At 38.5% G+C, this 26,031-nt stretch carries 23 protein-coding genes; 4 read left to right on the plus strand and 19 right to left on the minus strand.

Going from position 1 to position 26,031, the window contains the following annotated elements; genetic code table 11:
• Positions 1-507: 507 nt before the first annotated feature.
• Positions 508-1,446, plus strand: coding sequence for an LCP family protein (locus tag ACHUFV_RS10005; RefSeq protein ID WP_394233653.1), 939 nt, complete (start codon positions 508-510; stop codon positions 1,444-1,446).
• Positions 1,447-1,574: 128 nt separating this feature from the next.
• Here ACHUFV_RS10005 and ACHUFV_RS10010 read toward each other — a convergent pair whose 3' ends face one another.
• The 11 genes from ACHUFV_RS10010 to ACHUFV_RS10060 all read right to left on the minus strand — a co-directional run bounded on the left by ACHUFV_RS10010 (position 1,575) and on the right by ACHUFV_RS10060 (position 12,331).
• On the minus strand, positions 1,575-2,342 hold the full coding sequence (locus ACHUFV_RS10010) for a DUF1259 domain-containing protein (protein WP_394233655.1): 768 nt from the start codon (positions 2,340-2,342) through the stop codon (positions 1,575-1,577).
• Positions 2,343-2,525: 183 nt separating this feature from the next.
• Positions 2,526-2,978: a PNPOx family protein gene (locus tag ACHUFV_RS10015; RefSeq protein ID WP_394233657.1), complete on the minus strand. Its 453-nt coding sequence runs from the start codon at positions 2,976-2,978 to the stop codon at positions 2,526-2,528.
• A 75-nt stretch (positions 2,979-3,053) separates the two neighbouring features.
• Positions 3,054-3,890 (minus strand): alpha/beta fold hydrolase, encoded by an 837-nt coding sequence (locus ACHUFV_RS10020; protein ID WP_394233658.1) that lies wholly within the window; start codon positions 3,888-3,890, stop codon positions 3,054-3,056.
• Between the two features lie 66 nt (positions 3,891-3,956).
• Positions 3,957-5,870, minus strand: a complete 1,914-nt coding sequence (locus tag ACHUFV_RS10025) for a XylR N-terminal domain-containing protein (RefSeq protein ID WP_394233660.1) — start codon at positions 5,868-5,870, stop codon at positions 3,957-3,959.
• Between the two features lie 86 nt (positions 5,871-5,956).
• Entirely contained in the window at positions 5,957-6,265 is a 309-nt protein-coding gene (locus ACHUFV_RS10030; RefSeq protein WP_394233662.1) for a 2Fe-2S iron-sulfur cluster-binding protein, read from the minus strand.
• A 124-nt stretch (positions 6,266-6,389) separates the two neighbouring features.
• The gene (locus tag ACHUFV_RS10035; protein WP_394233663.1) at positions 6,390-7,238 is read right to left on the minus strand and encodes a cytidyltransferase; all 849 of its coding nucleotides are present in this window, start codon (positions 7,236-7,238) and stop codon (positions 6,390-6,392) included.
• A 155-nt stretch (positions 7,239-7,393) separates the two neighbouring features.
• The gene (locus ACHUFV_RS10040; RefSeq protein ID WP_394233665.1) at positions 7,394-8,590 is read right to left on the minus strand and encodes an acyl-CoA dehydrogenase family protein; all 1,197 of its coding nucleotides are present in this window, start codon (positions 8,588-8,590) and stop codon (positions 7,394-7,396) included.
• A gap of 117 nt (positions 8,591-8,707) precedes the next feature.
• A complete protein-coding gene (locus ACHUFV_RS10045; RefSeq protein ID WP_394233667.1) occupies positions 8,708-9,622 on the minus strand; it encodes a catechol 2,3-dioxygenase in 915 nt (304 codons plus the stop codon).
• A gap of 310 nt (positions 9,623-9,932) precedes the next feature.
• The gene (locus ACHUFV_RS10050) at positions 9,933-10,259 is read right to left on the minus strand and encodes a 2Fe-2S iron-sulfur cluster-binding protein (protein ID WP_394233669.1); all 327 of its coding nucleotides are present in this window, start codon (positions 10,257-10,259) and stop codon (positions 9,933-9,935) included.
• Between the two features lie 55 nt (positions 10,260-10,314).
• Positions 10,315-11,229 carry a catechol 2,3-dioxygenase gene (locus ACHUFV_RS10055; RefSeq protein WP_394233670.1) on the minus strand — a complete coding sequence of 305 codons (915 nt, stop codon included), beginning with the start codon at positions 11,227-11,229 and terminating at the stop codon, positions 10,315-10,317.
• Positions 11,230-11,674: 445 nt separating this feature from the next.
• A complete protein-coding gene (locus tag ACHUFV_RS10060) occupies positions 11,675-12,331 on the minus strand; it encodes a DsbA family oxidoreductase (protein WP_394234447.1) in 657 nt (218 codons plus the stop codon).
• Between the two features lie 491 nt (positions 12,332-12,822).
• Here ACHUFV_RS10060 and ACHUFV_RS10065 point away from each other — a divergent pair, with 491 nt between their 5' ends.
• Complete coding sequence (locus ACHUFV_RS10065; protein ID WP_394233672.1) at positions 12,823-14,235, plus strand: GntP family permease; 1,413 nt, start codon at positions 12,823-12,825, stop codon at positions 14,233-14,235.
• 81 nt (positions 14,236-14,316) lie between these two features.
• Here ACHUFV_RS10065 and ACHUFV_RS10070 read toward each other — a convergent pair whose 3' ends face one another.
• The 6 genes from ACHUFV_RS10070 to ACHUFV_RS10095 form a co-directional block, all read right to left on the minus strand.
• A complete protein-coding gene (locus ACHUFV_RS10070) occupies positions 14,317-15,624 on the minus strand; it encodes an MFS transporter (RefSeq protein ID WP_394233673.1) in 1,308 nt (435 codons plus the stop codon).
• Positions 15,625-15,755: 131 nt separating this feature from the next.
• Positions 15,756-16,622 carry an alpha/beta fold hydrolase gene (locus tag ACHUFV_RS10075; RefSeq protein ID WP_394233675.1) on the minus strand — a complete coding sequence of 289 codons (867 nt, stop codon included), beginning with the start codon at positions 16,620-16,622 and terminating at the stop codon, positions 15,756-15,758.
• Between the two features lie 28 nt (positions 16,623-16,650).
• A complete protein-coding gene (locus ACHUFV_RS10080) occupies positions 16,651-17,628 on the minus strand; it encodes a DODA-type extradiol aromatic ring-opening family dioxygenase (RefSeq protein WP_394233677.1) in 978 nt (325 codons plus the stop codon).
• 20 nt (positions 17,629-17,648) lie between these two features.
• Positions 17,649-18,476 carry a bifunctional riboflavin kinase/FMN adenylyltransferase gene (locus ACHUFV_RS10085; protein ID WP_394233679.1) on the minus strand — a complete coding sequence of 276 codons (828 nt, stop codon included), beginning with the start codon at positions 18,474-18,476 and terminating at the stop codon, positions 17,649-17,651.
• Between the two features lie 20 nt (positions 18,477-18,496).
• Positions 18,497-18,979, minus strand: coding sequence for a flavin reductase family protein (locus ACHUFV_RS10090; RefSeq protein WP_394233680.1), 483 nt, complete (start codon positions 18,977-18,979; stop codon positions 18,497-18,499).
• A gap of 82 nt (positions 18,980-19,061) precedes the next feature.
• Positions 19,062-20,249 carry an acyl-CoA dehydrogenase family protein gene (locus tag ACHUFV_RS10095; RefSeq protein ID WP_394233682.1) on the minus strand — a complete coding sequence of 396 codons (1,188 nt, stop codon included), beginning with the start codon at positions 20,247-20,249 and terminating at the stop codon, positions 19,062-19,064.
• 249 nt (positions 20,250-20,498) lie between these two features.
• On the opposite strand from ACHUFV_RS10095, the gene ACHUFV_RS10100 reads away from it, so the two are divergent.
• Positions 20,499-21,707: an MFS transporter gene (locus tag ACHUFV_RS10100; protein ID WP_394233684.1), complete on the plus strand. Its 1,209-nt coding sequence runs from the start codon at positions 20,499-20,501 to the stop codon at positions 21,705-21,707.
• Between the two features lie 81 nt (positions 21,708-21,788).
• On the opposite strand, the gene ACHUFV_RS10105 is transcribed toward ACHUFV_RS10100, so the two are convergent.
• Positions 21,789-23,651: a XylR N-terminal domain-containing protein gene (locus ACHUFV_RS10105; RefSeq protein WP_394233686.1), complete on the minus strand. Its 1,863-nt coding sequence runs from the start codon at positions 23,649-23,651 to the stop codon at positions 21,789-21,791.
• A 221-nt stretch (positions 23,652-23,872) separates the two neighbouring features.
• Here ACHUFV_RS10105 and ACHUFV_RS10110 point away from each other — a divergent pair, with 221 nt between their 5' ends.
• Positions 23,873-24,064 (plus strand): hypothetical protein, encoded by a 192-nt coding sequence (locus ACHUFV_RS10110; RefSeq protein ID WP_394233688.1) that lies wholly within the window; start codon positions 23,873-23,875, stop codon positions 24,062-24,064.
• Positions 24,065-24,187: 123 nt separating this feature from the next.
• Here the strand turns inward: ACHUFV_RS10110 and ACHUFV_RS10115 are convergent, their stop codons facing one another.
• Positions 24,188-25,576, minus strand: a complete 1,389-nt coding sequence (locus ACHUFV_RS10115) for a M28 family peptidase (RefSeq protein ID WP_394234449.1) — start codon at positions 25,574-25,576, stop codon at positions 24,188-24,190.
• Between the last annotated feature and the right edge of the window lie 455 nt (positions 25,577-26,031).

Raw genomic sequence — 26,031 nt, forward strand, 5'->3', positions numbered from 1 at the left:
GCTCCCTACCCAACGGGCATCAGATTGCCTTCTTGTTGACCTTTTTCCGACAATTCCCTCCAAACGGGCATCAGATTGCCTTCTTGTTGACCTTTTGCTTTGCGACCCCTACCCGACGGGCATCAGACCTCCTTCTTGGTGTCCTTTTACTTGATGCTCCCTACCCAACGGGCATCAGATTGCCTTCTTGGTGACCTTTTTCCGACAATTCCCTCCAAACGGGCATCAGATCCCTTTCTCCATGACCTTTTCCTTAGTACTATCTAATTAATTTAGTTTTGTCTATTAAATAAATCTGTATTTGCACCTTGAATTTAGTAAAATATCTTATATGTTGGATTCTATTTGACGAAAGAAAAAAAGTGTAATCATAATTTCAACATAATGTAACAAAAATTTTAATAGAATGAAATCTTTTTATGGAATAATAATGAATCCGATAGCCTATCAAAAAAGATAAATTTCTCGTTTAATAGACTACATTTTTACAAAAAAGGTGGTGAAAAATTGTCACGTGCAAAAAAGAAAAGAAGAATCAGATGGGGCAGAATCATCGGTGCTTTCTTCTTCATTGGAATTTTTCTGGTTGGCCTTTTCCATATTGTCGACTACATAAGCGCAACGTTTACAGCGCTAAACCAGCCGTTAAAAAAAACTGAGCAGACTCTATCGTTCCAGGGTAATAAGAATCAAGATAAACTAGATCCGATTAATGTTCTATTGTTAGGCAGTGACTCACGTGGAGAAGAAGATGCCCGAACAGATACGATTATGGTTGCCCATTACGATCCGGAAACCCAGCAGGTAAAGCTTATTTCTCTCATGCGCGATATGTATGTCTCGATTCCTGATTACGGGGAGGAAAAATTAAATGCGGCCTTTTCACATGGTGGTCCGGATCTGCTAAGGGAAACAATTAAAGAAAATTTTGGGCTCGATCTTCATTATTATGCCATTGTGGATTTTAAAGGCTTTGAAAAAGCTGCTGATATCCTTGCTCCAAATGGGATTGAAGTAGATATTCCATATGAAATGTCTGATGGAATCGGTATGACGTTAGAAGAAGGAGAGCAGACGCTTCATGGGAATGAGCTGCTGGGCTATGTTCGATTTCGTCAGGATCGCTTAAGTGACTTTGGGCGAATACAAAGACAGCAGGAAGTGATTACCAAGCTAAAAGATGAAGCGGTTAGCCTGAATAGTATTAAGAATCTTCCTAAGCTGTTAGAGCTTTTACATACATATGTGGATACTAATTTGGAGACTACTACCCTTCTGCAAATTGGAAAAGACCTCTTAACGGAGAAAAGCGGGGACATTGAAACATTACGGATTCCAGAAGATGGAAGCTTTGAAAATAATCGTTATGATGGTGTTGGGGAAGTATTAGAGGTGGATTTTCCGCAGAACAAGGAAAGTATTAATAAGTTTTTGGCTAAAGATTAAGAGTCAATGATTAATAGAATTATATAATTGCTCGCAAAAATCTTCAGATTGTAAAAAAACTGCCTACACACATTCATCTGTAATTGTGTAGGCAGTTTTCGTTTTCATTTACTGCCCTCTAATCCCCGTTAAAACAATCCAGCTTCTTTTGCAGCTTCAAAGCTCTTTCTGGCAAAATCAAACGGGTCTCCGGTATTCTCCCAATGCATGTACATTAAGCGCGGCTCATCAAACAGCCAGTGGTTATGAACAGCAGTCACGATAAGTCCTCTTTTACGCAATTCAGTTAGAAATGGATTAATTTCCTTTTGAAGAATGACAGTTTCTCCGAGATTAAGCGTATTTCTACTATGATTTTCAAAGGAAAGTGCAAATGGCAGGGCTAGCGGTGACTGAGTACGACGGCCTAAAATTTTTGCATCAATATCCCGAAGCCGCTGCACAACACAGACAGGGTCACTTGTAATTACGTCTCCGCCAATAATGTCTGCGAGCTTCCGACATGTTGACCGATTCAGTCCTTCAACATCCCGATGTGATTCCCTTTGGTTTGACCGATTCAGTCCTTCGACATCCCGATGTGATTCCCTTTGGTTTGACCGATTCAGTCCTTCGATATCCCGATGTGATTCCCTTTGGTTTGATCGATTCAGCCCTTCAACATCCCGATGTGATTCCCTTTGGTTTGACCGATTCAGTCCTTCGATATCCCGATGTGATTCCCTTTGGTTTGACCGATTCAGTCCTTCAACATCCCGATGTGATTCCCTTTTGTGATGCTGCCTTTCATCCGACTCAGATTCGACATCGAATTCATCGTTTAATCTTTCATGATGGCTTTCACGATGACGATTTGATCCCCCGTACATAAAATGCCAAAAATCCCTTTGTTCCATTTTATACATCTCCTTACTTCAGAATCTTTAAATTCTTAAATAAGGTATTCAAAACATTTTGACCTGCATGGTTTACATACCTATGCAAAACAAAGTTAGATGGAAAAATGGACAAGAGTAACCTGTTAATGCCCTTACTAAACAAAAACAGGCCCCATTTAAATGGGGCCTGCTTAAAATCTCTTATTCCTTTGAACTTAGTAATTCATAAACCTCATCATCTAACTTCTTAGCTAATGCTGGATCATATGTCTTTTCATATTTAGGGAGTGTCGTTAATTTTCCACCATAAAACATAACGTCTTCTACCTCTTCCACGTCAACTGTAATGACGCGATACTTCATGGTTCCTGAAAAAATGTCAGATACGGATGCTTGTCCTGTCACAGAATAGCAGCTTTCAGGTCCAATCAATCCAAGTGTAACAGAAGGATCTGCTTCAATGTTGTTGATGCTGGAGCCTTTATGTCCAACTGCAATTTTAATTTGTTTTCCATCGTCTGTTGCTAGTACCCAGGATACAACCGTCAGCTCCGGTTTTTTGGTTTCACGATTAATTGTTATTAATTGGACGATCGTTTCCTCTTTTAACAAATCAATGATTTTCGAATCTAATACTGTTTGAACCTTGCTCAAATTAATCTCTCCTCTTTCGAATAGTTTGACTAACTATATTCTATAGAAAATTCACAAAGAACGTTAGTGTTGTGCTCAGACATTTGCTGTTTCTGGCTGTTTCAAAAATCCAATCACTTGGGCAATAAATTCTTGTGTTTTCTCAATTTGGACCCAGTGCCCACAGTGTGGAAATACATGAAGCTGGGAATTCGGAATCAGCTGAGAAATTTTCCAGCTTGTTTCTTCAAGAGGAATTACTTTGTCCTCTCGACCATGAATCAATAGCACAGGCTTCTGAATGCTCTTAAGTTCATCATCTGACAATGCCATCGCATCTAAATGCCTTTGTCTTGGTGCAGGGAACATACTTGAAAAGGCCTCTTGGAACCCTTCTTGGATACTCGCTTGATAGCGCATTTCTACTAAATTATCATTTGCCGCATTGCTTTGATCATAGGAAAAGATCTTGATCAAATTTTTCATATTTTCAAAGCTTGGTGTATAACCCCAAACTGCATCCAAACCATCTGAAAGTGTTGATTTATTTCCGACACTACCCATCAAGACCACTTTATTAACGAGATCAGGGCGACGATTGACCAAATGAAGAGCAATCGCTCCCCCGAAGGAATTCCCAATAATATTAACCTTACGCTCACCAATTGCTTCAATAAAATTTATCATATGATTGGCCCAGACATCAATAGAATATTCCTGTCCCTCTGGTCGATCTGTGTAGCCAAAGCCAACGACATCTGGTGCGTATAAATGAAAATGCTCTGAAAGCGCTGGAAATGCTAAACGCCAGTTCGCCCATGCTGAAACCCCTGGACCAGAACCATGGATTAAAAGAAGGGCTTCTCCCTGTCCATCCTCGTGATAATGTGTACGAATTCCTTTCACATCAATATATTTTCCTTGTTCTACCATTTTAAATTCTCCTCTCATTTCTAAAAGTTCCACTACATCTATTTCTCTAACATTTTCTTCTATTTCTTATGAACCCTTCTCACTTAAATCAATTGAACTGCTCACATCAATATCCAATTCACCCCAATAAATCATGAGCTTAAGCGATAAATAGATTTGATAGCCCACGTCAGGAACATTAATATCCGCGTCTAGTAATTCATTTATTTTTTGAAGACGATATCTTAGACCGCTAATCGAAAAATTCATTGCTCTTGACGTTCTATTAATATTACAGCCATTATTTAAATAGTGAAAAAGAGTTTTAGTCAATTCCATATCCTTTTTCTTATCTTCCTCAAGTAGTGCCCCTAATTTCCTTTTAATAAATGTTTGCAGGCGCTCATTTTCCGACTGAATGATCATTCCCTCAATCCCTAAAAATTCAAAGAACACCACTTTTTGATAATGATTGGCAATTTGTAAGGCTGAGGTGCTCTCATCAAATAAATGGGATGCATCCACTACATTGGCGGAACTCGAACTGATACCAAATTTAAGGTCGTACGAGGAATACTTTTTTGAGATATAATCCTGCATGGATTGACAGAACTTTTTCTTACTGTTTTGGCTTTTCAAACTCAAATCTTCAGATAAAAAAATAATCAATTTGCCTGATTTCTGACCTAGCAACGCATTTACTTTCCGATCCTTAAGGAATTGGGAAATGTCATTGATTAAGCGGTCATTCAACTCTAACTCGTCTCGGATCGTTAACTTTTCCTGATTAGGACTAACCGCAATCATGAAAAATGGGGAATTTAATTCAAATCCAACGTAATAGGCCTTTTTTGATATTTCTTCAAATGTCATTCGGTTTGAAAGAATCGTATCCAATAAATTACCTTGCATCCGCAGCTCTGTTTGAATCATTGTACTCTGATTAAATAGATAGAGAGAGCAAGCCAGGGCCCCTTGTTCTAAAATTAGCTTGTCTACCTCCTGAGGCTGTGATGCTTTATATAAAAAGGAGCAGTATGCTACCACTTCTTTTTGCAGGTAAATGGGCGTAATCAGTCTGCTGTAGTCGTCAAAATCATTTAGTAATTTTGCCCTTGTTATTTTGTTTAAATCCTTTTTCCTTTTGTTCGTCATGAGTGAGCTTAATTGCTTGGAATAAAGGTGACTCTCTTCCTCCGAAATTCCCGCCGTTGCTAAAACTTCCAAATGTTCACTTTCAATAAGAACAGGCAAATCGGTATGCTGATATAGAACCTTAGCCACTCCGGAAAGGTCATTTTCCTTTAACAATTCTTCAACCAGCTTTTGATGAACATCATACGCTTTGCTTAAATGATCTCTTTCTATTTTAAGCTTTCGAAACGTCTCATTCAGTTCATCAATAATCGATTCCTCTTTATAATATTTTAGTTCCTGTTCAACCGCTCCATCCCATTCCTCAACGGTACGACAAAGCACCTGACAATGATCATGACCCATTGCCTTACATTTTACTTCCTTAGCAATGACTTTCTTCTCAAGAATGTTAGATAGGTAACCGCTTGCATAACCTGTTAATGAGTGGCAAACAGGCTCATCACTATAACCATACCGATTAATATGTTCCTCTGCTTCATAGGAATTTTTCCACAAGGCTTCGTGATAAATCGATCCTACATGAAAATTTGCTTCTGCTCTAAGATTGGGTGCTTCTTCGATATACCCATGTAATGTATGCATTTTAGGACCGGCTAACAGCATCTCACGTTGATCCTGCCAGCTTAACTCCTTTACCTTTTCTGCATCATACGCACCTGTATGCCATCCATACCTTAGGAGAAAGCCTTTTGTTCGTTCCAGACCAATGGTTTCAAGGAGTTCATGCCGGAGCATTCCAATTGAAGCTGCTGGAATGGAAACCATTCTTGCCTTAGGATCATGTTGATTAAAGGGATCAGATTTTTTATAAAATAGTTCTAGCTTTAGTTCTTCAGCTTTCAAATTCCCACCACCATGTAAACGAAATATATCTGCCTTTCAAGCTGAAAAAACCTTTGGCGTTTAGAGCTAGAGCATATTTGTGAATTTTAGCTGCTAATCTTTTCACTTTGTCTAGCTAGATCTAATTGAATACGCATATTGCCTTTTGGATAGGTTTTACAAGCGAGTGAGTAGTTAAGCTCTCTTTCGTCTGCGGGCAAAACAGCTACTGAGCTGCGGCCTCGTTCAAATTCGCCCTCTTCAACCCATATTTTGCAAAGGCCGCAGCCTCCTCCTTTGCAGGCATAAGGAATTTTCACTCCGTTTCTTTGTGCTCCATCTAGTACACTTTCAGGTCCACTGCTGTTCCATTGAATAGTAGCAGCCTCGTTATCAGTTACTTTGATTGTATACATGAGCATCCCTCCATCTATGTATCGTGCTTTGAAAGGGATTCTATTCTTATCATAAGTCAATCGAACAATAAATTCAAATATTCTGTATTTTTCGACTTAGATCCCCTTTAGAATCACTATTCCTTTAAATTTGCACCAATTGAACATTCTCTATCTCAAAGCTTCGAATCCATTTTAATGTAATGGCATGGTTTTTCTGACTTTTAAAAGAACCATCGAAGGAAAGCTTTATTTTATTGGAGTATACAAGTGCACTTCCTTGATAAATCTGTTCTCCCGTTTTCATCTCTACTTCATAGATTCCATTGTATGGCAGGGTGTAGTAGGGATGGGTCGATACATCCAAATAAAATCGGTTCCCCGTTTTACTGCGAAAGGAGGAAACGACCTCTCCCCTTGTTTCATAATAATCTCCAAGATACGAGGCAATTTCACTCACCTTACCATTTGACAACAGGTTCCTAATGGAAGTTGAACTGATTTTATTACCTCGATAATCAAGTTTTGAAATGACGGTTACAAGAAATTTCCCATCACCATCCGTACTCATTGTTTTCATATTTCCTTTTCCCTTTTGTCCGTATGTAAAATCAAAACCCGCCACAACATGCTTCACATCAAGACCAATTACATAGGTTTCAATAAATTTCTTTGGGGAAAGTTCAGCAAAGAACTGATCAAATTTGATGACATAGACAATATCAACCCCGAGCTTCGAAAACCGATTCAGTTTAACCTCGATCGGAGTTAAATAATTCATCTTTTCTTTTCCACAGCTTAGAACTTCTTTTGGATGGGGGAAAAAGGTCATGACTGCCAGTTTAATCTTTCTTTTTCTAGCAATGTTTTTAGCCTCCAGAATCACTTGCTGGTGTGCTACATGAACTCCATCGAAAAAGCCCATTGCCATGACACAGGGCTCTGGCTTTGGTAAAGAACTTTCCGGACCATAGGTAAGATAGACAGTTTGCAAATCCCTCAGCCCCTTTTTACTAGTACTTTTATTTTATCTGTAGATTCAGAGAGGTCCCAAAAGGTGTCAGCCACTAGTTAGTACAAAGCGGTGCCTGACACCTTTACGACAGGACGTCCAGGAATCTTTGAATCTATTAATCTACGTTTTATTTATTACCAAGTTGGATGTGCTGGTCCGCCAAATTGCACACTTCCGTATGAGCCCATTGCATCTTCCCAAAGCTGCGTTGGATGTGAAGCAAATGCGATGACGTCTCTTACAAATAATTCGACAGGATCGCCTTTAAAGATAGATGTACCGCCTAGTGTTAGAATGGCTTTCAAGGCCATTTCTGCAGCCATTTTAGATGCCTGTGAACGTATCGCAAACAATTCCATGCGCTCTTCTTCACTTGCCACTGTTTTACCTTCCTCTTGGAATTGTTCCAGTACTTCAAGATAACGAGACATTAAGCCCTCTACTTGGCGACGTTGAATTTTCATTTCAGCTAGCACACGTTGGCTTCCAGAACCGGTTTTCTCGTTCTTTCCTCCATTAAATACGCGAACCCGTTTCTCCGTACGTTCTTGGAAAATATCAATAATACGATCCATGGCACCTAATGATGTAGCAGGAAACGCAGCTAAGAACATCTGCATAAATGGCATACGGTAAATAGGATCTTGTGGATCATATTCTCCGCCCGCCGGTTTTCCGAGACCAAATATATCTTTACCACGTAGGATAAGATGTTCAGGGATATACGCGCCATCCACATGAACCCCATTACTTCCCGTACTACGTAATCCGAGTGTATCCCAGTTTTCAATCAATTTAAGATTCGGGTCTGAAACTCTTAGTACAGGCATGACATACTCAAGACCCTCTCCTAGATCAGCCATTGCACCTAGACCAATCCATTCACTCCAGAGAACACCGCTGGCAAAGTTCCATTGACCGTATAGGCGGTATCCTTCTCCATCCTTTTCCATCTTTCCAAGCGGAGCAAACACATCGGCAATCAATTCATGTTTTCCAAGAACCTCTTCTCTGCCTTTTGGTGGAAGATAACCAGGCCAAATATCATGTATCGCATAGAAGTTTGTTAACCATGCTGCGGCCATACTATGGCTCGCAACCTTTCTAACAATTTTTGTGAATGGCTCCACACCAATAAATTTACCGCCATATTGTTCCGCACGCATCAATTTATTAATTCCGCCTTCAACAATCGCTTCTGCAACCTTTGAAGAAAAATGACCATTTTTATCAGCCTCTAAAGCTTCTGCCTCTGCAACTCTGCCAATTCTTTCTGCTACTTCTAACCAGTGCTTCATATCTACCTTTTCTTTTATTAATTGATTTGTCATTTAAAATTCCTCCTCGTATATAATGGCATTCAATTTATATGAAAGATATTTTTCTAAAAGCAAGCTATAGTAAACGTTTTCATTTTATTACTAGATTTATAGAGTTTTAACGATAGATTAAGTTAGTGCTTTAACAAAGGAATCAATCATTTCTTTTCTATGATAGAAGATTCCGTGAGCAATTTTATCCTCTGTCCAAGTTATCGTTGGGAAATCTGGATATGTAATGTATCCTCCAGAGTAGGCTTCGTTTCGGTTCCCAGATGGATCAAAGAAATAAATTGTTTCAGCTCTTGTTATGGCATGACGAGTTGGAGTGACTTCAATCGGTACATCATATCTTGCCAAAAGGTCAGCTGCCTTTAACACATCGTACCAATGTTCAACCTTGAAGGCAGCATGGTGCAATTTAGCATCCGGTCCTTTAATGAAGGCAATATCATGAGCCTTTCCGTTTTGAGCATGCATAAAGCTTCCAACCATGTCTTCGCCGTCTAATGTCATGATTTTTTCACTTTGGAATATCTCTAACGCTTCTATGAAGAATCTCGTAACCGTTTTCACATCATCGCCCGTTAATAGAACATGATCCAAACGATGTGGAGCCATCCCTCTAGCTTCATCTGGCCATGGATGCGGATTTAAGGTACCTGTTTTCTTTCCTATTTGTTGAATATCATGATAAAGTTCCATTTCGTGCCCTGTTGGCAGCGTAACGCGAATGGCTTCACCTTCAGCTAGCCGTGTTCCCTTGGAAATACGTTTCGTTGTGCAGCCAAATTGCTCGATTTTTCTTTCGTAATACTCTAAATCTGTTTCACTTCGCACTTTAAAACCAAAATGGTCAAGACCCGGTGAATCAGCTTCTTGCAGAACTAGACTATGATGATCATATTCATCCCATGCCTTTAGATACGCTCTACCTTCGCTTCTTCCTACTACTTCTAATCCAATTATATTTGTATAATATTTAATTGATTCTTCAAGATCTAACACTCTTAATTCAGCTCTACCAATACGCATGATTGCCATGTTCATCTCTCCTTATCTTGTTTCCTTATGTGCCTATTGTATAATTTTAAATTTTCAGAATATACAATAAGTTAAACTAATTTTCAGACTATTTTTCAGTTTTTTTAGTATGTTTTATACTAAATCGTATTTACAGTCTGTTACTATGAGCCAAATGCCAAATTGAGCGACACCCTCATTTCAAAGAAAAAAACCTAATTACACATGGCTTTGTTTACATAAAGCCAATGGGTAATTAGGTTTTCCTGTCTGAAAGAACCACATATCAATCGAATCATTTGTTCCTATAGATTAGTAGATAATAACTTAATTATTTCGTCTCTTCTAGCTGACCTTTGCTTTGCAGCTTTTCATAATCTTCAGCCGTAATGATTTCAAGATCGCTTTTAGGAGTCATACAGCAAGCTAATGCAAAGCCATTTTCCAATTCTTCATCGGATAATGCATCGTGTGAACGTATTAGCTCCTGATCATATTCTCCGTTTAATACTTTTACTTTACACATTCCGCAGCCGCCTCGTTGACATCCTGTTGGAAACGGAATAAATAAATCACGAGCTGCACGTAACGGCGTAACATTTGGTGCACAATCATATTGAAATTCCTGATTTCTTGCTTTGAGTGTAACATTATACATAAGTACTTCCCTCTCCCCTTTTTTCTCTAAAAGCAGTTATCTTTCATAGTAAAAATCAAGTTAGCGCTTTCGCGAAGGATTCAGAAAGTTCTCTGCGGTGATAGAAAATACCTGTTCCGATTTTTGATGCATCCCATGTAATCGTTGGCATATCGTGGAATGCCATATATCCGCCTGCAAATGCTTCATTGCGGTTACCAGATGGGTCAAAGAAATAAATTGTTTGTCCTCTAGAAATTCCATGACGTGTTGGCGTTACATCAAACGGCACTTCATACATAGATAATAAATCAGCCGCTTTGAATACATCATGTAAAGAATCAACGCCAAATGCTGCATGGTGAAGCTTTGCATCAGGTCCTTTTACAAAGGCAATATCATGTGCTGTATTCGTTGTGAATAGGAAGCTTCCGACTAGATCCTCGTCCCCTTCCGTTACCACTCGTTCACTTTGGCCAAAGCCAAGCACCTCAACAAAGAATCTTGTTACCGTTTTCAAATCATCGCCAGTGAGTAATAAGTGATCAAGACGATGTGGAGCAATTCCTTTTGTACCCAGCGGCCATGGATGCGGATTCTTCGTTCCAACAGCTGTTCCTAGAAATTCAATTTCATGGTAGAGTTCACAAGCATGACCAGTTGGAAGGATAAAACGAACAGCTTCTCCTTCAGCCAATCTTGTATGATTTGAAACCCTTGTTGTTGTACAGCCAAATTCTTCAATTTTCTTTTCAAAAAAAGCTAAATCATCGATTGTTCGTACTTTGAAAGCCATATGTGCTAATCCAGCAGTATTTGATTTAGTCAAAATAACGCTGTGATGATCATATTCATCCCATGCTTTTAGGAAAACGCTGTCACCAATGCGCCCAGTTTCTTGTAATCCAATAACATTTGTATAGTAGTCTACTGATTTATCTAAGTCTAATACTCTTAATTCAACTCTACCTAGACGTAATACTTGTGCCATTTTTCATCCCCCTAACTTTTTCAAAAAGTTCCGTTTGTCTTTAATAAGACCAATTAATTAATAAGGTTTTCACTATCAATATATGATTAATACCGCTTACATTCTTAATATATTATATTGACATAAAGTTTTCAATCTTTTTGAAAAAATAATTTTTTATAAAATTTATCTTACTTATGTAAAATTTTTTTAATGTATTTTATCGACTCTATTCTTTCATAAATAGATAAAAACGAACACTACTAATGTCAATGTTTGTTGATATTGCAACGATTGTTTGCATCACTTTTGCTCAAATAGTTCTTCCATAATATAGGGTTTGCTTTTGTATTCAGAGGATAATATGTTGGACCGATTAAAAAAGACATGGGTTCTCCTACGTCAAATACAGGAAAACCCATGTTCTTTTGTAAAAATATGATTTATTTTAAAAGGTGAACTGCTCCTAATCCTTCTTAGGAATTTCACAGCCATTTTCATCACAGTTCAGTCCGTCTTGATTGTTCAATACGACGATTTCATCTTCTGCAATCACTTTTTTCAACGCCTGTACAAACGTTTCCGTTGGCTGCGCACCTGTCAGGGCATATTTTTTATTAATAAGGAAGAACGGGACACCAGTTACACGGTATTGCCGTGCTAATTGTTCTTCTTCCCGAACGACACCAGCCATTGCTTCGCTTGCAAGCATGCTCTTCACTTCATCCCGGTCAAGCCCTACTTCTACTGCCAATTCCGTTAGTGTCTCATGATCGCCAATATGCTTGGACTCTGTAAAATAGGCCTGCAAAATCCGCTCGGTCATCTCTTTCATTAAACCTTTTGTTTTGGCAAACATCGTTAAACGGTGTGCATCAAAGGTGTTTGTCAGAATTAGCGTATCCATTTGATAATCCAATCCAACTTCCTTTGCCATCCGTACAACGTTTTGCGTATTGGCTTTTGCTTGGTCTATTGTCATCCCATATTTCTTAGCCAAAGCTTCGTACATATTTTCTTTTACATCTTTTTTCATCGTCGGATCCAATTCAAAGCAGCGATAGGTCACTTCGATTGGATGGTCAATTTGTTTAATAGCGTCCTCCAGACGCTTTTTGCCAATATAGCAAAATGGTCAAGCAAAATCTGTCCACATTTCGATGTGCATGACAATACCCCCTATTCGATTATTCTCAACTATTATACGGGAATATATTTCGTTTTACACATGATATACTCTCTTTTCCCAGCGTCAATGATTACTTGGTAATATTTTACTTGTATAATATACAACATTTTCACTATATTTATATTGTATTATAACAATTATCTAGATATAATGATTTCGAGATATTAGGAACACAAAATAATTAGTATTTACTATTCCTTTGTTAATATAACACCTATCATTTATTGTGAAAGAATTTTAATTCTATTATTGTACTAAAAAAAATCTCATAAAATCTATTATTTTAAAATACCAATAGAAACAAATGTATGCGTTTCTACTTACTACTGTTATATAAGGGAACTGGAATAAATGATCTTATTATTATCTTTTAACCACTTTCACCCCCTTTATATATAAATTATTTTAAAAGGAGAACAAACAAAATGGAAATTGTTATCATACTGCTGGCATTAGCGATGCTGATGTTTATTGCCTATAAAGGTTTCAGTGTTATTATTTTTGCTCCACTTTGTGCTTTATTCGCTATTCTTTTAACAGAACCAAGCTGGCTATTACCTTGGTATAGCAATGTCTTTATGGGAAAGATGGTTGAATATATTCAATTATATTTTCCAATCTTTTTACTAGGGGCTTTATTTGGTAAAGTAGTCGAAATGAGTGGCCTTGCTCGTTCAATTGCCACAACTCTTATTCAAGTATTAGGCAAAAAGCAAGCAATGCTTGTCATCGTATTGTTAGCCGCTATCCTTACCTATAGCGGGATTAGTCTTGTGGTTGTTGCGTTTGCGATTTATCCTTTCGCTGCGAACCTGTTCAGACAATCAAACATTCCAAAACGATTAATTCCTGGTACTATTGCATTGGGTTCATTTACTTTCACGATGGATGCCCTTCCTGGTTCACCTCAAGTACAAAATGTCATTCCTACCACGTTCTTTGGAACTGACATTTATGCAGCACCACTTCTTGGGATAGTAGGTGCCATCTTTATCTTTATTGTTGGTATGTTGTATTTAACCTCACGTCGTAAAAAAGCGGAAAAAGCAGGCGAAGGATACGATTGTTTTGGTACAATCAAAGAAGAAGATTCAGGCGTTGTTGACTTAACTGTCCAAGAAGGTATTGGTCGTAAAATCCTAGCCTTTGTTCCGGTTGTATTAGTCGCTGTATTAAACAAAGTATTTACGACAGTTATTCCAAACTGGTATCCAAATGGATTCGATTTTGAAGCCATTGGTATGGCCGCTTTCCCCAATATCGAGACAACTAAAGTTATTGGGATTTGGTCAGTTGAAATCGCATTAATTGTTGGGATTATTGCTACCATTCTTTATAATCATAAACCGGTTGTGATGGACTTCAAAGAAGGAACGAAAATTGGGGTTGCAGGTGCACTGCTTGCCATTATGAACTCAGCAACAGAATATGGTTTTGGTGCGGTTATCTCGAACCTTCCAGGATTCGGTTCAATCAGAGACGGAATTGCCAGTGTATTCAATCACCCATTAATCAATGGAGCGATAACCACAAACGTGTTATCAGCTGTTTCAGGATCTGCTTCAGCGGGAATTGCCATTTCTCTAGGTATGATGTCTGAAAAATACATTGCTTGGGCAAACGAACTTAATATCCCACTAGAAGTTATGCACCGTGCCATTTCAATGGCATCAGGTGGTATGGATACTCTCCCACATAACGGTGCGGTTATCACCTTATTAGCCATCACTGGATTAACACATAAACAATCTTATAAAGACATCTTTGCGATTACCATTATTAAAACGATTGCAGCATTCTTCGTCATCGGATTCTACTTATTAACTGGTATTTATTAAAAAGACAAAGTAAATGTTAAGAGGCAGGGACCATTCAATTCCGGATGGTCCCTGCCTCTTTAGTTCTTCATTCTACAGCTATCAAACAGTTTCCGACAATTCCTGGCTGGTAACAGGAACTTCCGACTTTTTCGGTCTTACAAATGCCCAGACAAGACCTCCAAAAACAAGCAGGACCACACCGCAAACGATGAAGGCAAATTCAAACCCTGCAGCTGGGCTTGACGAGTTTTCAATTAAATAACCGGTTACATAAGGTCCGACAATCCCGCCTAGTGAGGTAATGGCCATGAACCAGCCTTGAATTTTCCCTTGATGTTGTTTGGGAACAAGCTCCATTAAAATGGCTGGACCCAGTACCAACGTAATACAGCCAAATGTTAATCCAAGTGATAATAAAGCAATGGCTAGAAGATTCGAACTTGACATGGACCCGATAAAATAACAAACTGCTCCAGTTGCCATGACGGGACCTAGTACAAATACACGGCCTTTTACAACACTCTTCGTTTTATGAAAAAGACGATCCGAAATCATCGAGAAGGATATTTGAGATAAAGTAATGAATATCCATGGAAGCGCAACGACGATTGATAATATTTCAGGACTTAACTTACGAACATTTTCCAAATAGTTAGGCAGCCAGTTTAATCCAATTGTAAAAGACCAGTATGTAGCAAATCCGCATAATGCAATGATGATGAAGTTTTTTGACAGAAGGACGGATAAAAATTTCGTATTCCCTATGTCTGCCGAATGGTCAACATCCAATTTTGCAACAATGGATTCCTCTTCTGATTCCTTTTTTTCTTTAACAATCCACAACCAAACAACGACCCAGATTGCTCCGATAATTCCAGTTACAATAAAGGCAGAGCGCCAGCCATAATTGGTTATCAGATGCATTAAAATAGGAGCGGATACTGCTACTCCCAATGGTCCCCCAATGGAAACAAATGAAATTCCAATCCCCCGTTTTTCCTTAGGCAGCCATTTGGATGCAGCCGTCATGGCTAGTGAATAGGATGGACCTTCCCCAGCACCCAAAATAATTCTCGTAATCAATAAAAAGGTAAAGCTTGACACAAAGATGGTTGAAAATTGGACAACAGACCACACAATGACCATCCCTGCAATAACAGCTCTTGTTCCGACTTTATCAGCAAGTATCCCCCCAAGAACAGCTGATAGCGAATACAAAAGAAAGAAAACACTGCCGACGATTCCCCACTGCTCAGCGTTCAGTCCTAATTCATCCATGATGGGAACAGAGGCAAATCCGATGATTGCTTTATCAGCATTACTGATAACTGTTAATAAAAATAATAATGTGATCACAACCCATGCTGTCTTGGATAATTTGGATTTCTCCGCACTTTTTTGCACCATATACAAACCTCCTATTTTAAGAAAATCTATTTTGTTCTGAAAATTCAGATAATAAAATCGGAAAAAGTAAGAGAAAAACAAATCATTGTTCTTCTCTTATTCTAGGTGTTTTACTAAACTGGTATAATTGATTACTGAACAGCCACTTTTGTGGTTTTCTCTAACAAGAAATTGATGACAATTTCATTGAACTCTTCTGGTTTTTCCCACTGTGGCCAGTGTCCGGCATCCTTGATGACAATGAATTCACTTCCAGGAATCATATCCTGCAGCGGTTTTCCTTCTTCAACTGTTGAGGTTGGATCATGATCTGTCCAAGCTAGTAATGTAGGAACATTGATTTTCCCACACCAGGAAGAATCCCAAGAATACTTTTCTCTAATTTCAATGTCTTGCAGACAAACAATATTGTATACCGCTTCCTTGTATTCAGGTCTTGTATATATATGATAACGGCATTGGATTAGCTCTTCTGTTACTTGACTCTTATCATACATTAACCATTCAAGTCTTGTTTTCACATTTTCATAATTGGCATCAACGACTGCCTTTATAGTTGATTCCTTCAACCTTGTCATCACGTCTAGTTTGTTTTTCACGTTTCCAGGTGTATTTAAAACCATCGCTTTGACATACTCAGGATGTTCAGCAGCAAACCACGCTGCTACCCAGCCGCCTAATGATTCACCTGAAAGATAAACCTTTGATAGACCAAGTGCTTGAATGACGCCTAGAAGATGTTCACTATAAAAATCAATTCCATATTCACGATTTGGCTTATCACTATACCCGTGACCCACCATATCAATACAAATCACACGGAATTTCTCACTTAATCCCTTCATGTTTCTCGCATATGCTTCAATATGTCCACCTGTACCGTGAAGCAAAATTAAGGGTTCCCCTGTACCTGCTTCCAATACTCTTGTCTTAATTCCGTTTGCATCCAAATAGTATAATTTATATTCGATATCTGCTAAATCTGTCCAAATTGTCATTTTCAACTCTCCCTGTTATTAAAGTATATTAAACGCTCTTAGTTTCAGCTGTTGTCGAATTCTTTTGCTCAATCACACTCGCAAACTGCACAATCGCCATACCCGTAACCCATTCTGGGATAGGCTCATAAAAGGCCACCTGGTTTTCAAAGTTTTGCAATGCCCCCATTAGAACAAGCCAATTGTGAATTTCCTGTCCGCCATTGCCACCATTTTCTTCGATATAATCGGAAGTCCAGCTTCTCAGAGACTGATAATCCTTTTCCGAAATCAATTTCAAAAATAAGCGATCCCATTCTTCGTTCACAGGCCCTGTTTTTAGGCTCGTTACTCTTGTTTTTCTTGTTTCTAAGTATTCATCAAGCTGTTCGATTTCCTGACGTCCATTTTTTAAAATTTGAACCAAGCCTTGATCCTCTTCCTTTTGACTATCAATCTTTGGAATCGGAACCCAGTGTGATAAGCCTCCAGATGCCACAATCGCTACCTTTTTATCAGTTTCCCAGGATTCAATGGCTTTTCTCACCACTTCTCCTACCTGAAAGCAGCGTTCCATAGTCGGAAGAGGTGGTGCGGCAGTATTGACGGCAATCGGTACAACAGGAATATCTAACTCTTCATTTAAGAAATAGATCGCTTGTGTATGACCGTGATCCACTTTCATTCTCATTGTAAATGCAAAATCAACATTACTAGCCAATCCTGTGTCTAGGATATGCTTCGCTAACTCTTTTTCGATCGGAATATCATACTCCGGAATCTGCCAATCTCCCCAACCCTCACAGCGATCCGTCCCAATCGTAAATGATGGCATATGGTCATAAAAATAACTGTTAAAATGGTCATCCGAAATGAGGACGATGATTTCAGCACCACTTTCCTTTAACCACTTTTTCATTTCAGCAGCCTTTTGTAGAAAGCGTTGTCCTTTTTCTCCTGCAGCCTCTTCGCTTGTCATAATCATTGGACTATGCGACATCGCTACACCCGCAATTAATTTCGCCATTTTCTCACTCCCATTTCCTTTTAGATGGTTACTAACATTTTTTCATTTGAGATTTCATGATTCTTGATTTGATGGTGCCAAAGGATCGATAGCTCTCCTGCCATATGATAAGGAAGCTCCTGACAGGTCTGAAGCATTGATTCCTCAGTCACAATCAATTCTGTTTCAATAGAATGCCGCTCATTTTTCACCGTTACCCTGTAACGTCCTGGTGCAGGCAGTGTATAAAAGGCTTCGAGCTGGATAGTCATTCCATCCCGGGTTCCCTTCACTTCATATGGACGCCCAAGAAAATAAGGAATTTCCTCTACTAATCCTTTTACTAGCCTTTCTCTTATACAGGTGGAGCTAATTTTTTCCCCTTTGCACGCTACTTTTTCTACCTTTGTCACTTCAATAAGGCCACCTGAATCATTCGTTAACCGGTCCAGATTTCCAAGACCGCGCGAGCCATAGGAAAAATCAAAGCCAGCGACCGCATGTACAACACCGAGTTTCAATAGATACTGAGCGACAAATTGTTCTGGTGACAGAGAGGAAAACTCCTTATCAAATCGAACAATGTAAAATAAATCCACTCCAAGCTGCTCTAACCTCTTTTCTTTTTCAGATAAAGGCATTAAATAGCAAACTTTCTTTTTCCCATTAGATATTACGGTTTTCGGATGTGGAAAAAAACTCATGACCGCGAGCTTCACATTCTGTTCCTTTGCCTTTTGTAAGGCAGCTTGGATGACTTTACAATGTCCTTGATGGAGTCCATCAAAAAATCCTAATGCCATGACAGTTGGTTCTACTGACCGTTGCCTGCTCGCAAGATTTTCTCGGGTTAAATAAATCGTTTCCATGCAGTCACTTCTCCTTTCACTTAGTTTGTGACAGGTTGAACACTTGTTAATGAACGGTACTTGCCACTATAAAAAATAAGTGGTTCGGCCTCATCCTCAATATGTATATCCGTCACTTTTCCGATAAATAATGTATGGTCACCTTCGACGTGTAAAGCAGAAACTTCACAAGCAATTTGTGTCAATGCTCCAGGAATGACGGGCTTGCCATCAAGATGCTCAAACTCTACTTCTTTATCTTTCCGTTGTCCTGCAAAGATCATAGACACTTCTTGCTGCTCAGAGCTTAATATATTAACTGTAAATATTTTACTTTCTTTAATTTTATTCAATACCTTAGCCTTTTCACCTATTGAAATGACTACCAATTTTGGATCAAGGGATACGGACATAAAAGCGTTTGCTGTCATTCCATGAATCCCTTCTCCTGCCACCTCTGTCGCAATTACTGTTACACCTGTTGCAAACTTTCCCATCGCTGTTCGAAATTGACGATCATCCATTTTCTATTACCCTCCAAAGTTGTATTTTCATGTACCAAGTCGGAACGTTAGACCAACTTGGTACTTATGATGATTTTCATTATTAACCTCTTACACCTGAATCGAATCCAAATAATTCTTGGCCATATGCAGCAACAGAATCTTCATATAAAGAAGTCTTGTGCGTTGCAACGGATAAAATATCTCGGATCATAAGCTCTATGACGCCGCCTTTATAAAGTGCACCGCCGCCTAGTGTTAAGAGAATTCTCACGGCGATATCTGTACATGTTTTCGTAATTTGAGTTCGGATTGCAAAGAATTCGGCACGGCTTGTTTTACGTCCGTCTTTATCATAGTTTTCTAGCAGTGTTAAATACTTGTCCATTAAGCTTTCAGCAGAATGGAACTGAGTCATAATTTCCGCTATTACCCTTTGACTGCGTGGAGATTCGCTTTCTCTTACACCATCCATTAAACGAACACGGTTTTCAGTTGCTTTCTTAAACTCTTCAATTAATCTTTCTGCCCCGCCTAATGCCATGTTTGGAAATCCAAGATAAAAGGCTGGATAAAATGGAACATGGTATAATGGGTACTCCTTATCATAATCTTCTTCAGGTGGTCTACCTGTTGCATCCGCAGCATTTAAGCGTAAAATTCTTTCCATTGGAACATACACATGATCTGCAACAACTTGGTTGGAACCGCTTCCTCTTAAACCAAAGGTATCCCAGTTTTTAACAATTTTCACTTCTGATGCCTTTAACATTGGCAAGCAAACCTCTGGTTTGTCACTATCAGGGAATTGTATTGCTACACCAAGACCGATCCAATCACTGTATAAGCAGCCGCTGGCAAAATTCCATTTACCGCTGATGCGATATCCATCTCCATCTTTCTCTGCCTTCCCTACTGCAGCAAACACATCACAGATTAGCCCGCCTTGGTTGACGATTTCATCGCGGCCTTTTTCAGGAAGATAGGCTGGTAGGATATTGTGTAATGGATAAAGATATGTCAACCAACCAGCTGAAACATTATGATAGGATACTGTACGTACAATTTTGGCAAATGTTCGTAAGTCAACTTGTGGACCGCCATATTTCTTCGGTAACATGATTCTTGAAATTTGTGTTTCCTTTATAAGATTGATGACGTTTTCAGAAATAGTTGCATTTGTTTCCGCTTCTCTAGCTTCCTTTTCCGCTAATTCACCTATTCTTTTTGCACCTTCTAATAACACTTCTTCTACTGATTTAGTTTGAGTTTCAACCATTTGCGTTACCATATGAACAACCCCTTTTTCAGTTATGTTTATGTTTTCTTGTTATCGCTTTCAACATTTTCACTTTGTTTATATTGTTTTTGTTGATAGCTTTATTTTATTCAATTCTTAATTTTCAGACTAGAACAAAAATGATTCATGTTTAATCAATCTAATGAACACTTTTTGTTCATATTGAGTATTTGGACGTCATTTTACTGAATATGCATGTCCATCTTGTTATACTATCTCAAATAAAGGAGGGAAATGAATGTGACAATACCAAAACTTTGGACAAAGGATTTTATCCTTATTTCTTTAAACAATTTTTTCACCCATATTGTGTTCTATATTTTGATGGTAACCATCGCCCTGTATGTCACGAAAGAATTTAATGCCAGTAACAGTATGACAGGGTTATCGATTGGAATTTTCGTTATTGCCTCACTTCTGTCACGCATTTTTGCAGGAAAATATATGGATATAATCGGTAGAAAGCGCGCAATGATTATGGCATTAATCATTTTCGTCGTTGCCATGTTTCTTCATTTACAAGCGCATCATTTTGCTTTTTTCATGTTGATTCGTGTGATTCATGGGGCCTCACATGGCTTCATTACAACGATTGCAGGTGCGATAGCAGCAGATTTGATACCAAATGAACGACGCGGGGAAGGAACCGGATATTATACAACAAGTATGAATTTGGCAATGGCGATCGGTCCTTTTATCGGGTTATACGTGAGTGAATATGCAAGCTTTCAGATCATTCTTCTAATTGGAACTACAGTTGCTGTCATTGATTTAATCATTTCATTATTTTTGAAGGTACCTGAAGCAAACACCAACATTCGTGATACAAAACTAACAAAATGGAAATGGAAAGACTTTATTGAACCAGGGGCTCTTCCTATTTCCACTATTCTTTTAATTATGACTCTTGGCTATGCTAGTCTGCTATCCTACTTATCGCTTTATGCTAGAGAAATAGAATTTGTCGAAGTATCCAGTTATTTTTTCATGGTGTATGCAGCTGCTTTATTACTATCAAGGCCCTTTACGGGGAAATGGTTTGACAAATATGGAGAAAATAAAGTGACATACCCGTTAATCATTTGTTTAGCGCTCGGGTTCATCCTTTTAAGTCAAGCACAAAATACGTTCGTCTTTTTGTTTTCTGGGGCTTTAATTGGAATCGGGTATGGAACGGTCCTTTCTAATTTCCAAGCGATTGCCATCCAGCAATCTCCATCAGATCGAAAGGCATTAGCCACCTCGACCTTTTTCATGTACCTTGATTTGGCAAATGGCATTGGGCCTTACTTAATAGGAATCTTGATCGGATACATGAGTCTTCAGCATTTATACCTATTTGTAGCATTATGGATGTTCCTTTGTATGGGGTTTTATTATTTCGCACATGGAAGGAAGACTTCTGTTAACAGCCTAATGGAGGAAAAAATAGTGAAGCAGAGTGGATAACTTTTGCATCCAATCCTATTTAATACAAAAGCAAGTAGAGGAAAGAATGTTGCCTTCCACTACTTGCTTTATTTTTCCTATTTATTCAATTGAGAGCTCTCCCAAAGCAATTAACGCTTTTATAATTAAGAGTAACTGGTGCATTTCTTCCGGGTCACGAAGGTCTTTTTCTAGTAATCCCTCAATTCTTTTAATTCGATGTCGAAGACCGCTCATGGAAAGGGCCAGGTCACTCATCGTTTGCTCCAGCTTCCCGCCATTTGATAGAAAGACATATAAGGTTTTCAAAAGCTCAATATTCCTTGGATCCTCCAGTTGATAGAGGGCTCCAAGCTCCTTTTTGGCGACCATTTTAATCCCCTTGAGATTATTCGAATTTATTAAGACCCCCACTATCCCTAAAGAATCAAAAGAAACAATATTTTTTTGCAATGTTAACTTTAATGCAATAGATGCTTCCTCATAATAAGCAGCAGCATCCTTGATATTATACCCTTCATTACTAACTCCCAGTTTAAATTCTCCGTGCGGAAATTTCTTTTTCAAAAATTGGTATAGTTCAGCAATGGCAGTATGAATAGAGAAATCCTTCTGCTGTTTAATCATGAATAATACTAGCTTACCTTCTCGCTGACCAATTAAATTTTGATACCTATGATCACTAAAGTACTCAAAGATCACTTCCAAAATCTGCTCATGCAGAAAAAACTCTTCTTCCATCGATAATGCAGATTGTTCCGTTTTCCGATACTCCATTGCCACCAAGTAATAAGGCTTGTCCAAATCGAGATTCGCATATTTCCCCCTTTGAATGATTTCATGTGGTTGAATATGCGACTGAAGAATTTGTTCTAAGAAATTTCCTTTCATCCGTTCGAATGATTCAAATCTTGTCTTTTCATTTAATAGAATCAGTGAGACAGCGTTTGCAAAACGATCCAATATTAAATAATCCTTTTCTTCATTATGAGTTTTTCCATCATGGTATAAGAACGAACAATATCCAAGTACCTTTTTTTCCACAAAAATAGGTGAAATCAATTTTTCTTGCCTGTCTGTCTTAATGGTTTTCTTCCCGATTGGTAATAGGAATTGACTTTTACTCTTCCGCATATGTTCTTTCATATCCGATTCTAGTTCACGATACAAATCCTCCGATAAACCAGCGTATGTGATTGTTCGAAGTTCCTTATCTTCAACGAGAATAGGAATATGTGTGTTGTCGTATACCTTGTTCGTAATCATTTCTATGTCTGTTCCATTGGCAATCTCTTCGTTTAGCTTTTTTTGAAATTCTGTTAATTGTGTCAAAAAGCTCTGTTGTTCAAGAAGTTGTTCATAGGTATAATCTAACTCTTCCATAATCGGGGTTTCTTGATAAAAGGATAATTCCTCTTCCATCATGCTATCCCATTCTTTCTTTGTTCTTGTTATCCAAGTACAAACAGAATCACCTTTCCCAACACAAGTAATTTCCTTTGCTAAAACGGTTTGTCCACATATGGTTGTCATAAAGCCGCTTGAATAGCCAATTAAGGTATGGCAAACTTGCGTATCCGATAACCCCAGTCTTTTCACATGCTCTACAGCCTCGTACGAATCAATCCAAGTCCCACTTCCATGGAGGGAAACCACCTGGTCATTTTCATTAAATTCGGCTGCACATTTATGTGTAAATCCGCGTATATGTCCGCTCTTCATGTGTACAATAGGACCTTGCTCAATTAATGTTTTAACAGAGATATTCTTTTTTAACGCTTCTTTTGCGTCATTTACACCCATTTCCCAGCCAAAGCGGACTAAGAATCCTTTGATCCGTTCAATTCCAATATTTCTTGCAAGCTGGTGCCGCATAATCCCTAAAGCACTTGAGGATGTTACCATCGGCCGCTCATCTATAGCCATTTCATCATTGTATGCTTTATCATTTATATTAATAATCATCCATTTCACCTACTTCAAATCTAGTCCTAAAACTATATACACAATCCTATTTATAGTGAAATTATATCACAGCAGGACCACATGATGGCTGAATAAAGGGTGCCAGCTCCGCTGCTTTATCGGATTAACGCAGCGGAGATACTGGTGAAGAAAAAACTGAGGAATATGATGGGATTAAACTGATACATACATTAATAGATTCCTATATAAGGAGGATAACGATGAACGAAACCTCTATCCCGTTTTTATCAAATATTTCTTCGTTTGTTAATTCTGATACCTATACTAAGGCAATAGCTCATGATTTGGTGGTACTGGTTCCTCCTATTGAGGACTACATACAGGTAAAATTATCTTCAAAAGAAAAATGGGATCACATTCTTTATAGAAGATCATCATACATGGTATTTTAATGAAACAGATTTAATTATTAGCTTTAATGAGCAGTTAGATGAATCTGTATTTTCACAAGGTATATAATAAAAAAAGTGCCAATCGCCATCCAAATTCTGGAAGTTGACTGGCACCTTTATTTTTCACTCTAATTCTCTTTCCTCAAAATTGTAATCAACTGCTTTTGGAGCAACTTTAGCATTTTCTAATGCAGGTGTGTCAGGGCGTGCCACTTGATATACTGCAGCACCTACGATAGTAGAAACTTCTCTTAGCTTATCTAAACTAATTTTGTCTAAAGTATCCTCTGGAGAATGATAATGTGGTTCAACCGGGGCATGGATAAACAAGGCTGCCGGAAGTCCTGCTTCCGCAAATGGAACGTGATCACTTCGCCCTTCCATCCCATATGGAGTTGCTTGTCCCGTTTGGGATAGACGCGCACCCGCTGCTGCTCCAAGTTCTGTCACGGTATTTTTCTCACCATCATTAGTATACATAATTAATGGTCCAGCATCTTTGCTTCCAACCATATCCATTTGGAACATACCGACTGTACGATCATAGTCTTCTTGAGTCATTCTTTCCACAAATTCATAGGAACCCAATAACCCATTTTCCTCAGCCCCAAATGTGACAAAACGAATATCCGTATCGGTTGGAGTATTAGCAAATACACGTGCAAGCTCAAGTACAGTTGCTGTACCCGAAGCATCATCATTTGCTCCCGGTGCACCATCTACGGAATCATGATGAGCACCAACTAGAACTAATTGATTTGTTGATTTTTGTGTCGCTTTTTTTGTAGCTACTACATTTTGAGAAACGGCATGTTCTGTTTTAGATCCTTCTACATTAATGGCGGCAGTTACGGCTTGACCACTTTCCAGACGACTTTTTAAAGCTTCTCCCTGCACTTTAGTAATGGCAAGAGCTAGAACATAACTTTCATTAGGTTCACCGAGAGTTCCGTTAATTACTCCATCTGCATTGTTAAAAATAATAACCCCAACAGCTCCTTTTGCAGCTGCATTCGTGATTTTTTCAGCAAAGGAAAATCCACCACGTTGAATTAGAGCAATCTTCCCTTTTACAGCTTCTTCCTTAATTTCATCCGGTGATCCTAAACCGACATAGACCAGTTCACCCGATACCGCCCCATTTACACCATAAGTAAAGCCCATTGGTGCCGGAGCTAAGGTCATTCCATCAACACTAAACTCTATTTTACTAGGCTCTGTGTAACTATAAATATCGAAATCTTGTACTTCCGTATCATATCCGAAAGTTTCAAATTGTTTCTTTATGTATTCCACAGCTGCGGCCTCGGCTGGTGTACCAGCAACACGAGGTTCCTTTGAAAGCTTTGCAATATGATTGTAAATGTTCTCTACCTTAATTCGTTTAACAATCTTGTTATCAAACGCCTGATCTGATTGCAGATTTACCCCTTGTAGCGGTGCTGCCCATACAGCTGTTCCCCCCAAGGAAAGACTAGCTGCCAGTAAAATCGATAAGGATGTTTTTCGTATCAACTATGATACCTCCCTCTTTTTTCATAATTCTCAAAATCTATAACTTACATAAAAATACTAAATGTATCTCTATAGTTTGTCTAATATAAATTATCGTAAAATTCAGACATTTACCGCAAGATTACTTGCTAGCTTAGCGTACCTTTTCTCTAAATGTCGAAACGAGAAAAAATAAGGAGTGAAATCGTTATGAATTCACGCCCTTATCTTTTGTTTAATAGAAACTTGGAGAAGGATCGAGACTGCTGAAAAAGTCTACAATGGGATTCTTTTGATAGCTTTCTGAAACAAGTCTTTTATTGACTACATCAGAAGTTATCTTGTCCTAGCTGTCAGAATCAATCAGAATGAGTACCCATTATTTAACAGATACTTTGATTATAACCTTCTACACGACAGTATGAAATCTTTATTCTGACAGATTCTTCAGCTTCGGATTTGTCTTGGTCAGA

The organism is Niallia oryzisoli (assembly GCF_043641075.1).
Taxonomy (GTDB): domain Bacteria; phylum Bacillota; class Bacilli; order Bacillales; family Cytobacillaceae; genus Bacillus_BD; species Bacillus_BD oryzisoli_A.